15 protein-coding genes are annotated in these 13,662 nt (G+C 37.4%); 5 read left to right on the plus strand and 10 right to left on the minus strand.

Annotated elements, in window-relative coordinates; translation table 11 throughout:
• Nucleotides 1-406 precede the first annotated feature (406 nt).
• The 4 genes from E0H82_RS09055 to ftsY all read right to left on the minus strand — a co-directional run bounded on the left by E0H82_RS09055 (nt 407) and on the right by ftsY (nt 4,071).
• Entirely contained in the window at nt 407-1,078 is a 672-nt protein-coding gene (locus tag E0H82_RS09055; protein WP_131264333.1) for a DUF2057 family protein, read from the minus strand.
• Between the two features lie 251 nt (nt 1,079-1,329).
• Nucleotides 1,330-1,923 carry a nitroreductase family protein gene (locus tag E0H82_RS09060; protein WP_131264334.1) on the minus strand — a complete coding sequence of 198 codons (594 nt, stop codon included), beginning with the start codon at nt 1,921-1,923 and terminating at the stop codon, nt 1,330-1,332.
• Between the two features lie 183 nt (nt 1,924-2,106).
• Nucleotides 2,107-2,793 carry a nitroreductase family protein gene (locus tag E0H82_RS09065; RefSeq protein ID WP_131264335.1) on the minus strand — a complete coding sequence of 229 codons (687 nt, stop codon included), beginning with the start codon at nt 2,791-2,793 and terminating at the stop codon, nt 2,107-2,109.
• A gap of 174 nt (nt 2,794-2,967) precedes the next feature.
• The gene (gene ftsY, locus E0H82_RS09070; protein ID WP_131264336.1) at nt 2,968-4,071 is read right to left on the minus strand and encodes a signal recognition particle-docking protein FtsY; all 1,104 of its coding nucleotides are present in this window, start codon (nt 4,069-4,071) and stop codon (nt 2,968-2,970) included.
• 219 nt (nt 4,072-4,290) lie between these two features.
• Between ftsY and E0H82_RS09075 the strand changes: the two genes are divergently transcribed.
• Together E0H82_RS09075 and E0H82_RS09080 are read left to right on the plus strand one after the other, a co-directional pair.
• The gene (locus E0H82_RS09075) at nt 4,291-5,631 is read left to right on the plus strand and encodes a M16 family metallopeptidase (protein ID WP_416224497.1); all 1,341 of its coding nucleotides are present in this window, start codon (nt 4,291-4,293) and stop codon (nt 5,629-5,631) included.
• Nucleotides 5,632-5,646: 15 nt separating this feature from the next.
• Nucleotides 5,647-7,275 carry a M16 family metallopeptidase gene (locus E0H82_RS09080; protein WP_131264338.1) on the plus strand — a complete coding sequence of 543 codons (1,629 nt, stop codon included), beginning with the start codon at nt 5,647-5,649 and terminating at the stop codon, nt 7,273-7,275.
• A gap of 290 nt (nt 7,276-7,565) precedes the next feature.
• Here the strand turns inward: E0H82_RS09080 and E0H82_RS09085 are convergent, their stop codons facing one another.
• Nucleotides 7,566-7,928 carry a hypothetical protein gene (locus E0H82_RS09085; protein ID WP_131264339.1) on the minus strand — a complete coding sequence of 121 codons (363 nt, stop codon included), beginning with the start codon at nt 7,926-7,928 and terminating at the stop codon, nt 7,566-7,568.
• Nucleotides 7,929-8,147: 219 nt separating this feature from the next.
• Here E0H82_RS09085 and E0H82_RS09090 point away from each other — a divergent pair, with 219 nt between their 5' ends.
• From E0H82_RS09090 to E0H82_RS09100, 3 genes are all read left to right on the plus strand, one after another.
• On the plus strand, nt 8,148-8,381 hold the full coding sequence (locus tag E0H82_RS09090) for a hypothetical protein (RefSeq protein ID WP_131264340.1): 234 nt from the start codon (nt 8,148-8,150) through the stop codon (nt 8,379-8,381).
• A 139-nt stretch (nt 8,382-8,520) separates the two neighbouring features.
• Nucleotides 8,521-8,895, plus strand: coding sequence for a DUF2750 domain-containing protein (locus E0H82_RS09095; RefSeq protein WP_131264494.1), 375 nt, complete (start codon nt 8,521-8,523; stop codon nt 8,893-8,895).
• A gap of 144 nt (nt 8,896-9,039) precedes the next feature.
• A complete protein-coding gene (locus E0H82_RS09100; RefSeq protein ID WP_131264341.1) occupies nt 9,040-9,471 on the plus strand; it encodes a CBS domain-containing protein in 432 nt (143 codons plus the stop codon).
• Between the two features lie 58 nt (nt 9,472-9,529).
• Here E0H82_RS09100 and trpB read toward each other — a convergent pair whose 3' ends face one another.
• From trpB to E0H82_RS09125, 5 genes are all read right to left on the minus strand, one after another.
• The gene (gene trpB, locus E0H82_RS09105) at nt 9,530-10,738 is read right to left on the minus strand and encodes a tryptophan synthase subunit beta (RefSeq protein WP_131264342.1); all 1,209 of its coding nucleotides are present in this window, start codon (nt 10,736-10,738) and stop codon (nt 9,530-9,532) included.
• Between the two features lie 77 nt (nt 10,739-10,815).
• Nucleotides 10,816-12,003 carry a vWA domain-containing protein gene (locus E0H82_RS09110; RefSeq protein WP_131264343.1) on the minus strand — a complete coding sequence of 396 codons (1,188 nt, stop codon included), beginning with the start codon at nt 12,001-12,003 and terminating at the stop codon, nt 10,816-10,818.
• Between the two features lie 13 nt (nt 12,004-12,016).
• Nucleotides 12,017-12,868 (minus strand): AAA family ATPase, encoded by an 852-nt coding sequence (locus E0H82_RS09115; protein WP_131264344.1) that lies wholly within the window; start codon nt 12,866-12,868, stop codon nt 12,017-12,019.
• 20 nt (nt 12,869-12,888) lie between these two features.
• Entirely contained in the window at nt 12,889-13,272 is a 384-nt protein-coding gene (locus tag E0H82_RS09120; RefSeq protein ID WP_131264345.1) for a hypothetical protein, read from the minus strand.
• A gap of 20 nt (nt 13,273-13,292) precedes the next feature.
• Nucleotides 13,293-13,595, minus strand: coding sequence for a YcgL domain-containing protein (locus E0H82_RS09125; RefSeq protein ID WP_131264346.1), 303 nt, complete (start codon nt 13,593-13,595; stop codon nt 13,293-13,295).
• Nucleotides 13,596-13,662 lie beyond the last annotated feature (67 nt).

Here is a 13,662-nt window from a genome sequence, read left to right on the forward strand (position 1 = left end):
TTTCTCAAATAAACTTCGAGTAATTTCTACCATCAATCAATGAAAATAATTTCGATCAATCAATCAGTAAAAATCCACACAAGTTGTTCTTCATAATCTCTTAATGATCTTTCCAACACCTCGTCAGTGCTAGAAGCTGGACTTCGATAAACTTAACAACTCAGCGCTTCGCGCTTCGTTCGTTTCCGTCTATCTCGTCGGTATGGGGTGCATTCTATACGGTTTTATTACGAGTGCAAGCACTTTTAACCAATAATCGTAGAACACACCATCAAGCGACTAGTAATTAATCAAATCGAACATTTATAACGCTAAATTTAACATCAGAGCGTATTTTTACAGATTGCTATAAAGAAAAAACTCAGTACACATACATATACTGAGTTCATTTATAGTGAAAGATAGCTTAGTTTGCTTGTTCTGCTACCCAACCCATAAATTTTTGTCGTTCTACTTTATTTGCTTTTTTCCATAATTCAATTAATTGTTGATCTACAGCGATAGCATTTGATTTGGTATTTGTCGCAACTTGTAGTGTCGAAGACTGTGGGTTTACCACAGGCTGTGCATATACAGCTGGCGGCTGATTGGCGGGCGTAGAATTCTTTTGTGTTAAATCTAATGCCCCACCAAACATGCTACGGCTTAACCATGGTTTTTGTTCTGTATTTGCACCAGTTTGCTGAACCAAAATTTGTTGCTTTTTATCTAAAAGTGCGATTGTAGGTTGCTGTGCGTATTTTTTTGCATCTTCAAACGTTTTTGGTGCATTGATTAAAGCCAGTTGATAAGTTTCATTGTCTTGAAGGCTGGGTGTTTTTAAAGTAACAACACCCGATTTAACGATATCATGCTCACCAGACATATGTTCAAAATACTGAATGTAGCGAACGCTAATGTCTGAACTACCCGCATCTAATTTATAGGCATTATTTTCTGAACGGAATAAACCTGTATTCACTTCTTGATCATTTACCGCAAGAATCTTGATTGCTTCTGGAGCAGTGATTGTAACCGCTGAAAATACCGAACTACTTACCATTAATGCCGCTGTAGCAAATGTTAAACGTAAAGCCATTTTGCCTTCTCTTGATTCATTGTTAAATTTTAGTTGCACTATGCAAGTTCTAAATGACAATTTTATGACAAAGTCCTTTTTGAAATGCAACCGATATCTTTAACTTATTTTTATATTCTTTACAGAATAGATGATATTGGCATTTGGTCGAGAGCAAAGTCCAAATGTACATCGTATATGTACTTAAATATAGAAATTTGATCATTTAACGATACCGCAATCATCAATAGAGATGACTGCGGCAAAGACATTTAGCTAAATGTTTTAAAGCGAATATTATCGTCTAGATATGTTTTTTCGCCAGCAGGCACTTCGATTGAACCTAATACTAATTGGGCACGTAGTTTCCAATTGCTTGGAATGTCATAAGTTGCTGTAACTTCAGCATCAATTACAGGATTATAGTGCTGCAAGGATGCACCAATATTATGTTCAGCCAATATTGTCCAAACCGCATATTGAGCGATTGCAGATGAATGCTCCGACCATACCGGGAAGTTATCTGCATAAAGAGCAAATTGTTCTTGCAATGATTTCACAACATCTTGATCTTCATAAAAAAGAACAGTAGCGTAACCAGCAGCGAAACTGTCTATTTTTTTACTTGTATTTTCGAATGCTTCCGCTGGAACCATTTTACGCAAGGTTTCGCGTACAATTTCCCAGAACTTATGATGTGATTGACCAAATAAGCTAACAACACGTGAGGTTTGAGAGTTGAAAGCTGATGGGCTTTCACGTACAGCATCTTTAATAAGCTGTTCAACTTCAGCTTGCTCTAACTTTACATTCTTTCCAATTGCATAAATTGTACGGCGTTTTTTCATATGATCTAAGAATGCCATTATTTTGTCCTCATTCATTTGTTCGTTTAAATAGAGAGTTATATCTCAATTGACTTTGAGATATCTTAAGCCCTTTGTAAATTATATAAAGACCTATGATTGTGACAGTCTGTTTTATATTTAGAACGTTCAATGTCTTACAAAATATATCCTATTAAAAATCAAACGAAATTGTTTATTCTCTTACTTAAAAACCAAGAATTCTGCTTCTTTCTCAGTAACATCAACATACTCTGCATCTTGTTCGATAGAACCAAATACCAGTTGAGTTTTCAATTTCCATTTTGGACTTATTTTAAAGTATTGCGCGACTTTGTAATCAATTGACGGACTGTAATAATTAAAGTTCGCACCGATTCCTATTTCTGCCAAAGCCATCCAAACTGCATATTGTGCCATTCCTGAACTCTGTTCTGACCACAATGGTAATTCTGCTGAATTTAAGGGTGAATTCTTTTGTGAGTTTTCGATGGCTGTTTGATCTTCAAAAAATAAAACTGTTCCATAAGCCGCGTTGCATTTCTGAATCTTTATTGCAATTGCTGGAAATAAGTGTTCGGGTATTTGTGTTTTTTGAATTTCTTGAACCAAATGCCAAAATTCGGTATGTGCTTTGGAAAATAGAATAACAATACGTGTGGTTTTCATGTTCACTGCCGATGGGCAACTTAAAGCAGCTGCATGAATCAACTCGGTTAAATATGCTTGATCATATACTAGGTGCTTACCTAATTTCTGTATGGATTGGCGTTGTTGTAATTGTTGAAGATAATCCGATTCTTTTGAATCAGTTTCATTTTTTCTATTAAAAATTAAGTCCGTTGTAATTTCAGTTGTTAGCACTTGGCTAAGTTTATCGAATAGTGCCATTGATTACCCCGTAGAACCCAAATACACATATTTTTTTTAAGGCTTTTATTCTAACGTCAAATTTCCGGGAAATAATCATTTACTGTGGAAAGGCTGTTCTCTTTTAAATCAACTAAATACCCTAAAAAAGATAAACTCCGCATTTTGCGGAGTTTATGTGAAATATACTGCTTTTTATTTTTCTGTTTCAAATAAAGCAGCTACAAATGATTTTGCCGAGAACGGTCGTAAATCATCAATTTTTTCACCGACGCCAATAAAGCGAATTGGAACATGGGTACGACTTGCTATGTTAAACAGAACACCACCTTTTGCTGTTCCATCTAATTTGGTGATCGTAATACCTGTGAGACCAACAGCTTCATCAAACAGTTCTACTTGGTTAATCGCATTTTGACCTGTGCCTGCATCGACCACCAACATAATTTCGTGTGGTGCTGTAGCATCGATTTTTTGCATAACACGCTTAACTTTCGTCAATTCTTGCATCAAATGACTTTTGTTATGTAAACGCCCAGCAGTATCGGCAATTAAAACATCTACCCCTTTTGCACGCGCACTTTCAAAAGCATCAAAAATGACAGAAGCACTATCTGCACCATGACCTTGAGCAACCACGGCGATATTGTTGCGCTCACCCCAAATTTGCAATTGCTCAGTTGCTGCTGCACGGAAAGTATCCCCAGCCGCAAGCATGACTTTTTTACCCTCACCTTGCAAACGCTTAGCCAATTTACCAATGGTGGTAGTTTTACCTACACCATTTACACCCACGACCAAAATCACAAATGGGTTTTTGTTTGGATCGATATGCAAGGGTTTAACCCGCGGAGCCAACAAGTTAACCAATTCTTCTTGCAATGCTTTATATAGTGAATGCGAATAAATTAAATCACCGCGCGCTGTACGCTCAGTTAAATTAGCGATAATTGCTTTGGTCGCATCTACACCAATATCTGCAACCAAAAGCTGCTCTTCAACTTCTTCAAGGAGTTCATCATCAATTTCTTTACCACCGATCAAAATATTGACCATACCATCGGCAAAGTTTTTACGGGTTTTGGTTAACCCTTCTTTCATTCGGTTAAAAAAGCCGCCTGTTGACTTTTCGATAGTTTGCTCATCGGAAGTTTTTTGAACTGGAGTGTTAATTTCTTCAGCTTTTGGAGTCTCAATAATTGGCACATTTACCGCAGGTAAACTTGGTAAAGTTACATCATCATCCCCAATATCAGCATCAATCAAAAATTTATTTTGCCCAGTAGATTGTTGTTGCATGCCGAATCCTTTGAAAAGCAGCGCGTTAAAAGTTAATAATTTTAGCATAAAAGATAAGGATTTTCCTTATCTTGCCGTATCGTGTAAATCAGCTACAAAAAGCTACACCCTTACCTTGCATTTACAAATGATTTTCTTAAGAATGAATTTAAAGACCAAGGTTTGTGAGCCCCCTAAGTGTTTGGCAAAAATAATAATAAACGCCTAGAACAACGCACTATACTCTTGGGTATATTGATCTTCATTTGTCCGATTTATTGCCTTCCAGTTTATGCAAAACCTCAAAACTCCCTAACAAACTCAACCTCAGAATATACTTTAGACAATGGACTGAAAGTCATAATCCGCGAAGACCATCGTTCACCTATGGTCATGACACAAATTTGGTATGCTGTTGGCAGCAGTGATGAATCAGGAAACCTTTTAGGTATTTCTCATGCTTTAGAACATATGATGTTTAAAGGCACAATCAAAGTGCCCAATGATGAATTTACTCGTTTAAGTCGGCTGTATGGTGGCAGTGTGAACGCAGCAACTTTTACCAACTACACCTACTACTATCAACTCTACCAAAAAGACTTTTTACCCTTAGCTTTAGAGTTAGAAGCAGATCGTATGAGCAATTTACTTCTCAGACAGCAAGACTTTGACACTGAAATTAAAGTTGTTATAGAGGAACGGCGGCAAAGAATTGATGATAATCCTCGTGCTCTCGCATCTGAGCGGTTTAAATGGATTGCTTACCCAACCAGCCACTACAGACAACCTGTAATTGGGTATATGAGGAATTTAAATACTCTTCAATTAGACTCTCTTAAAAAATGGTATCAAGACTGGTACGCCCCGAATAATGCTATTTTAGTTATTGTTGGTGATGTAGATACCCAGCAAACACTCAATCAAGTAAAACAATTCTTTTCTGCTATTCCAGCAAAAGTATTAGCTCAAAGAAATGAAGTTCAGGAATATACAAATATTGGCTATCGCTACATGGAGGTTAAACTTCCTGTACAAGTTCCAAATCTCTTTTTGACTTGGAATGTTCATTCTTTAGCTACCGCACAAAATCCACAAGATGTCTATGCATTGATTATTATCAAAAATATACTAGATAGCGGTATAACTTCACGCCTTCAAAACAATTTAGTACGCAATCAAAAGTTAGCGACTTCAATTAGTGCATCTTATGATCCATATAATCGTGGTGATAGCCTTTTTAGTATTACTGCCTTACCCGTAGAAGGCGTTTCACTGGAGGAGATTGAAAAAGCTGTATTGGTTGAAATAGAAAATTTAAAAAACAGCCCTGTATCTGATGATGAGATAAATCGTGTAGTGACAAGATATATGGCCGATTTGATTTACAGCCAAGATGATATTGCGGGACAAGCTCGAATGATTGGAACATTGGAGGTGAATGGTTTGAGTTATCAGTTAATTGATCAATTACAGCAACATTATGAAGCTGTTACCCCAGAAGATATCCAGCGCGTAGCCAATACCTATTTCAACCAGACAAATCTAAGCAATATGCATATTCTTCCTGAACAACAAAAATAACCAAGGGATAAGTAAATGTGGAAATTTCATTTATGTATCATGACCTCTTTTTTATTTTTACCTGCCAGTTTCGCAGAGGTTATACAAAATACAGAAACAACAAACGGGTTCAGCTCAATTGCTCATTTACAGAGCATCAAAAATATTCAGGAAAATACTCATCAAAATGTGCCCTATGTGCATGAACTCAATAATCGCTTTCATGTTCGATCACTCTTTGTGGAATCGCCAACTTTACCAATAATCGACATTCAACTCACATTTAATGCCGGTTCAGCAAGAGACTCTGAAATTGGCACTAATCTTTATGGTTTATCCAATATGGCCGCACAACTTATGGATGAAGGAACAACCAACTACACAGCGCAGGAAATTATTTCAACTTTTGAAAGTGTTGGAGCCAAGTTCAGCGTGGCTGCATATCGAGATATGTTTATCATTAAATTAAGAACTTTATCCGATCCTGAAAAGTTACAACCCGCTTTGGCAATGATGCTTGAAGTATTGAATCACTCTACTTTTAAGACACCAAGTATTGATTTGATGTTAAGTAATACTGCTGTAGGACAAAAACAATTAAAAGAAAATCCAGATCGTATGAAAAATATTGTGTTTTACCGTACTTTATATGGCAAACACCCTTATGCCGAGCCAATTACCGGAACTCAATCCAGTATTAAACGTATAAGCCCTGAAAATTTGATACAGTTTCGCAAACAATTTTTGGTGCGTAATAATTTAAATATTGCAATTACAGGACAATTAACGCTTAAAGAAGCATTAAAACTGTCTGAAAAAATAGCCAAGCAATTCCCCGCAGGAAACAAGGCTGATCCCCTTCTAGCCCCCAATATTCGTACAGATTTTAACATTCGGCATATCCCTTATGCTTCAAGCCAAGCACATATTATTATGGGTGAAATTGGAATGACTCGAGATGATCCAGATTATTTAGCACTTCAAGTGGCTAATCGCATATTTGGAACAGGAGGATTTAATTCCATCTTGAATCAAGAACTCCGTGTTAAACGAGGTCTTACCTACGGTGCATATAGTAATTTTAATTTCATGCAAGTAGCAGGTCCATTTAGCTTAGGCTATTCAACAGAACAAGAACATTTGCTCGAAAGCATTCAGATTGCACATCAAGCCTTGATCAATTTCATTAACACACCAATTGACCAACAACAACTTGAAGAGACCAAACTCGGCATGATGCGAGCTTTTCCCAATAACTATAGTAGCAACGCAACGATTAATGCTCAGTTAGGCGCTATAGGGTTTTATCATTTACCTGCTGATTATTTAAATCACTACGGTGAAAAATTAAATGAATTAACCGCTATTCAAGTACAAAACGCGATCCGAAAGCATTTACATCCAGATCGACTAACTATTGTAATTTTCAGCAAAAACCTAGATAAATCCACCTTAGAACACATCTTGCAAGAAAATTTAAACACGAGTAAAAAATTAGCTCCACCCAAAACAACACTTCCTAAAATGGGCGAACAGTATCATCCGCCAAAGGAGGAAGCTCCTTTGCCTGATTCTTCTCTGTATGATATGCCCTCATCAATTTCAAGTAATGACCTATGGTCACCTGATGCTTATACAAAAGTTGATCTGCCATATCTTGAGTAGAAGGATAATAAGCTTGCCGAGATAACTGTTTAATTTGATGATACTGCTCTGGCGTCACAGGTCTAAATAAGGCAAAAGTAGCAAAAAAAAGAATCGCACCAATAATTAACACGACCAAGAAATAATATAAATTCTCTAATTTAAACTGATAAAAAAAATGAATAATTTTTTGCTTTGCGCTATGCATACACTACCTCGAATGATTAGGTAGTGTAGGTTGACAACAATAGAATCTCAAGTTTATTTGCCCAGTCTTAACTTCAAATGGCTAAAAATGGGCAAATTCTGTCTTAAGCGCTTGTAATATTACGAACTACAGCAAAATAAAGGATAAAAGCAATTAACGCTAATGCCAGTACAATGGTAAATACACCTACACCATGTTCTGCATCTGCAGGATGCAAGTCCTCATCATCTGCAATTCTACGCAGTTCTCCATCATACATTTTATAAAATTCAACACGCTGTTGTGGCTCCAGTGTTCGCGTAAAATCATACACACGCTTACGCTGAGCCAAACAATATTCCCCTAAATGAATTTCATTATGAAAAATAGCCTCGTCTAATTGTTGACGATGATAGTGAGCTAATTCAATAATTTTTTCCGCGTTCAGTGGTAAATCAAAAGTGAAACCATCTATTGTATTTGTCATATTATTCTCCTTTTAATTACAGTATCCTGTAGATCCATAATAATAAAAAAACTTTTTGACTATTGTTTAATCATGTAACTTGAATTTATTCGTACAACCCCCATATGTTATTTGACTTTTCATCTAATCTGTAATATTAGTTTAATAATACTTAGTTAAATTAGTATGAAGACTACAAAAGTCTAGCTGTGCAATCATAATTACAATAAGGAGTTATCTATGATTCAACAAATTTCTCATCATGAATTAGAACATGTGTATGCTAACGCGGTAAACACGATTCAATCGCAAAAAAACTTTGTCGAAGCAGTTCTACAATTGGAAGATGTCGCACGTGCGGGCCATGGTAAAGCTGCAATGTTCTTAGCTGAACTTTATTATCAAGGATTCCGTGTAGAGCGAGATTCTCTTAAAGCTCAATACTGGCAGAAAATGGCCACGATGCAAGCGTAATTAAACGTCACTTAGGTGGCGTTTTTTTGGGCTTTATTTTTTTAAAAAACATATTTACTTACGATTTTTCGCAAAGCTTACACTGAAGTTTAACCTAATCTTTTTACAATAACTCATGACTTCACAACGTTTGTCCAATATGAAACAAATTAGTCAATTACAACCAATCGCAAAAGACTTATTTTTTAAAATTACTGTTCTTAAATCCATGATGTACTGCGGTGTGTTATGGGGTTTATACAATCAAGGTTGGGCAATCATGTCTGACCAAGATGATTTTATTTTTCCGTTCTGGATGAATAGCGCTCAAGCACATAAATATGCAGAAGTTCATTGGCCAAGCTATACGCCCCGTAGGATCACACCTGCTGATTTTCAAAAGTCATTACTACCAACTTTAGCTCGACTCAACGTCATTCCTGCGCTATGTAATTCTTCTAGCCAAAAACTTAAACTAACCACTCAGCTAATGCGCCATTTTTTCTTTGCTGATTTACAGTTTCAACCAGCATAAGCCCAACTTTTAAGCGAAATAAAGTATTTTCTTCAAAGCCCTTATTTCGCTTAAATGCAATTAATGACTCTTCAGGTATTTGCATTTTTATTGTTTCGCGTTAAGTTAAATATCAAACAATAAACAACATCAGAGATGAATAATATGACTAAAGTTGCACAAGTCCTTCAAGATAAATCAGAACAGTCAATTTTTACAATTCGTCCAGATTCTACCGTATTTGAAGCAATTACACTTATGGCAGACAAGGGCATTGGCGCTTTAGTCGTTACACAAGACGAAAAAGTCGTTGGTATTGTTTCTGAACGTGATTACACGCGTAAAGTCGCCTTGATGGAGCGAACTTCTGCTTCCACGAGCGTGAATGAAATTATGACAGCGGCTGTACTTACTGTAACAACAAATACGAGTATTGAAGATTGCCTTGAATTAATGACAGTTCGCCACCTTCGTCACCTACCCGTAGTCGAAGATGATCATTTGATTGGATTGATTTCAATTGGTGACTTGGTAAAAGCAGCAATGGCAGATCAGAAAAATTTGATTGAACAATTACAACAATATATTTCTGGATAATGAAATATAGGTCAATATAAAAAAGGTCAGCGTATGCTGACCTTTTAAAATTCAAGTTTTAATTTAGACCGAGTTTGTCTGCAACATAGTCAGAATCTTTATCACCACGACCAGATAAATTCACCACGATTTTCACATCTCTTGGCAATTTGGGTGCTTCACGCAATGCCCATGCGACCGCATGCGAGCTTTCTAATGCTGGCACAATCCCTTCAACACGCGACAAAGTCATAAACGCATCTAAACACTCTTGATCCGTTGCTGTTGTATATTCAACTCGTCCTAAATCTTTAAGAAAGCTATGTTGTGGTCCCACGCCTGGATAGTCCAAACCAGAAGCAATTGAATGTACAGGTAATGGTTCACCTTGATCATCTTCCAATACATAACATGCCATACCATGAATTTGACTTGGTTTACCCAATGTTAAGGTCGCTGAATGCATAGCTGTATCCAAACCATGACCAGCAGGCTCAACACCCACCAATTTTACATCTGTATCATTTAAAAATGCGGTAAACGCACCGATTGCATTAGAGCCACCACCGACACAAGCAACAATATAATCGGGATTTTGTCCAAAACGGTCTTGAGTTTGTACTTTAATTTCTTTACCAATAATACTTTGAAAATCACGCACCATTTTCGGAAATGGATGCGGTCCCACGACAGAACCAATAGCATAAATATAGTTTTTCGGATCGTTCAAGTACTCCTCAAAAGCACTATCCACAGCATCTTTTAGGGTTGCTGTACCACGCGTAACCGAAACCAGTTTTGCCCCAAGAATCTTCATTTTCACAACATTTGGATGTTCTTTCTCAATATCCACTTGCCCCATATGAATTTCACATGGAATTCCAACTAGAGCACAAGCCGTCGCTAAAGCCACACCGTGTTGTCCCGCGCCTGTTTCCGCGATGACTTTGGTTTTACCCATGTACTTGGCAAGTAATGCCTCACCAAGACAATGATTAATTTTATGTGCGCCAGTATGATTCAGATCTTCGCGCTTTAAATAAATTTGCGCGCCACCCAATTGCTCAGACAAACGTTTGGCATGAAATAAAGGACTCGGTCGACCAACATAATTTGCAAATAAGTCTGCAAGTTCATTTTGAAATTCTGGCGTATGACGAATTTCTTCATATGCCACGTTAATTTCATCCATAGCCTCTTTAAGATGCGGAGGAATAAATTGACCACCATAAGGTCCAAAAAAACCTTCAACATTAGGTAGGTCAACTCCATTAATTTGATGATTCATCTCTTATTCCCCCTAGGCTACATTTATTATTTCTTACTTTATTGAATGCTTAACACGCGTTTAAAAACATGGTGAATTTAACGTGCCAAGTATTTGGTTAAATCCTCTACCCCTTTTAAGGTCATCGGATACATATGTTGTTCAAAAATCTGTTTGATTGCGCTAATCGTTTGGGTGTAATGCCAATAATTTTCTTCTTCAGGATTTAGCCATGCTGTTTTATCAAAATGCTGACGTAAACGATGTAGCCACACTTGCCCCGATTCATCATTCATATATTCAACAGAACCACCGACTGAATTGAGTTCATAAGGTGCCATACTTGCATCACCCACTACAATTACACGATAGTCACGTGCATAGGTATTGAATAAATCCCATGTGTTCATGCGGGTGTTGGAACGACGTACATTATCTTTCCAAACATAGTCATATAAACAGTTATGGAAATAGAAATATTCGAGTGTTTTAAATTCTGTTTTGGCTGCACTAAATAGTTTTTCACATTGTGCAATATGAGAATCCATTGATCCACCCACATCAAACAACATCAATACTTTAACGCGGTTACGGCGTTCAGGCACCAATTGAACATCCAAAATGCCCTGTTTGGCAGTTTCTTTAATAGTGCCATCTATATCCAGTTCTTCGGCAGCACCTTGACGGGCAAACTTACGCAAACGGCGTAATGCCAATTGCATTTGGCGTGTTCCCAAAATCTGTTCATCATCCAAATTACGGTATTTGCGCTGTTCCCAAACTTTTACTGCAGAACGCTTCCGCCCTGGCCCACCAATGCGTACACCCTCAGGATGATCTCCGTAAGCACCAAAAGGAGAAGTCCCTCCCGTACCAATCATCTTGTTTCCACCTTGATGTTTTTTATGCTGTTCGCGTAATCGCTCTTCCAACATTTTCATCAATTCTTCAAGGGAACCTGCTTTTTTCAACTCTTCACGCTGTTCTGGCGTGAGATGCTTTTCTAATAATTCTAGATCAAACCAATCTTTGGGTAATTGCTGAACTTGATTGAGTAATTCATCCAAATTAAAAGTAGAAATACCATCAAAATAGTCTTTCATACCCCGATCAAATTTATCGAAGAAACGCTCATCCTTCACCATGATGGTTTTGGCGAGCTGATAAAACTCTTCTTGATCGGCAAATACCAAGCCTGATGCCACCGCCTCATTCAGATCGATGAGTTCTCGTGTAGATACAGGCACACCATATTTGCGTAAGGTATAAAACAAGCGCACAAACATGCGTGTTTCTCCTTTAGCGACGCGACATAAAAGCTAAACGCTCAAGCAACTGTACATCTTGCTCGTTTTTAATCAATGCACCATAGAGTGGTGGAATCGCTTTAGATTTATCATGATTACGGAGTACATCTTCTGGCATATCATCTGCCATCAACAAACTTAACCAATCAATCAATTCTGAAGTTGAAGGTGGTTTTTTAAGACCAGGCACTTGACGTAATTTAAAGAAAACTTGAAGTGCTTCATTCACTAAAGCAGTTGAAACCTGCGGAAAATGCACATCAATAATTTCACGCATGGTTGCTTCATCTGGAAACTCAATATAATGAAAGAAACAGCGACGCAAAAATGCATCTGGTAATTCTTTTTCATTATTTGAAGTAATGATGACGATTGGACGCTGAGTTGCGGTAATGGTTTCGCCTGTTTCATACACAAAGAAAGACATTTTATCGAGTTCGTGCAATAAATCGTTTGGAAACTCGATATCTGCCTTGTCAATTTCATCAATCAACAACACACAGCGTTCTTCACTGGTAAATGCTTCCCACAATTTACCTGGTTTAATGTAGTTTTTAATGTCGTAGACACGGTCATCACCCAACTGGCTATCACGCAGACGTGAAACCGCATCATATTCATACAAACCTTGCTGTGCCTTGGTTGTAGACTTGATATGCCATGTGATGAGTTTTAGACCTAAGCTTTGTGCAACTTGCTCTGCCAGTAAAGTTTTACCTGTTCCCGGTTCCCCTTTAACCAATAATGGCTTTTGCAATGCACGTGCAGCCTTCACTGCAAGCTTTAAACTATCAGTCGCAATGTACTGACTTGTACCCGTAAATTGTTGAGCATCAACAGACATAAGATAACCTTATTTTTTATTTAAAGTGGTGAACTTTTCTTGTTAACTACAGAAATTTCGCGTCTATCACTATATTTAGACCAGCAATACCCCACGATCAACCCTAAACCAAGAACACATAAAATTGCAGATAAATTAAACCAGATGAGCGGGTTTTCTTTAGTCAGTATGCCAAACATTAGACCAAAAAATGCAGGTGCAATCGAAGCATTTGTCCCTTCAGAAACCGTTGGTGTCAACATAACAGCAAAAACAATCACCCAACTAATTCCACCAAACGGTTTTGGTAGGCGTTTCGCGATTGCATACCAGCACCATAAAATAATGATGCTGCCTAGCAAATACACACTGACTGCAATTGTATCTTCAGGAATTGTGTCTAAAATTGAAAGAAAATTATTCATAGTACAACTCCTGAGAAAAATTAAGCGCCACGTAAGCCTTCTGGGGCTACTGCATTCGGGTTAATTAACCCTTCTGGTGGCATTTGAATAAAGAAACCATTAGTTTCAATCGAATCTATCACGTGTAATACATTCACACGCGCTAACTTGCGTGTCTCGGTCAACTCGATATGCATAACAAACGTCGCGCGACCAAAAGCAATACGTAAAGCTTCTGGAACAACGTCTAATGGATTAGATGCTTCTGCATCATTTTCAGAGGGACGAGCAACATAAAGATACATCTCGTCTTTTTTGCTCGATTTATAGATTGAACAATGCATGCTTGGAACATTACTTAACTTAGAAAACACAGCGCCAAGCATACAACAAAAAATAATCTGATTCAGT

The sequence above is a fragment of the Acinetobacter sp. ANC 4910 genome, from assembly GCF_004331035.1.
Lineage (GTDB): Bacteria > Pseudomonadota > Gammaproteobacteria > Pseudomonadales > Moraxellaceae > Acinetobacter.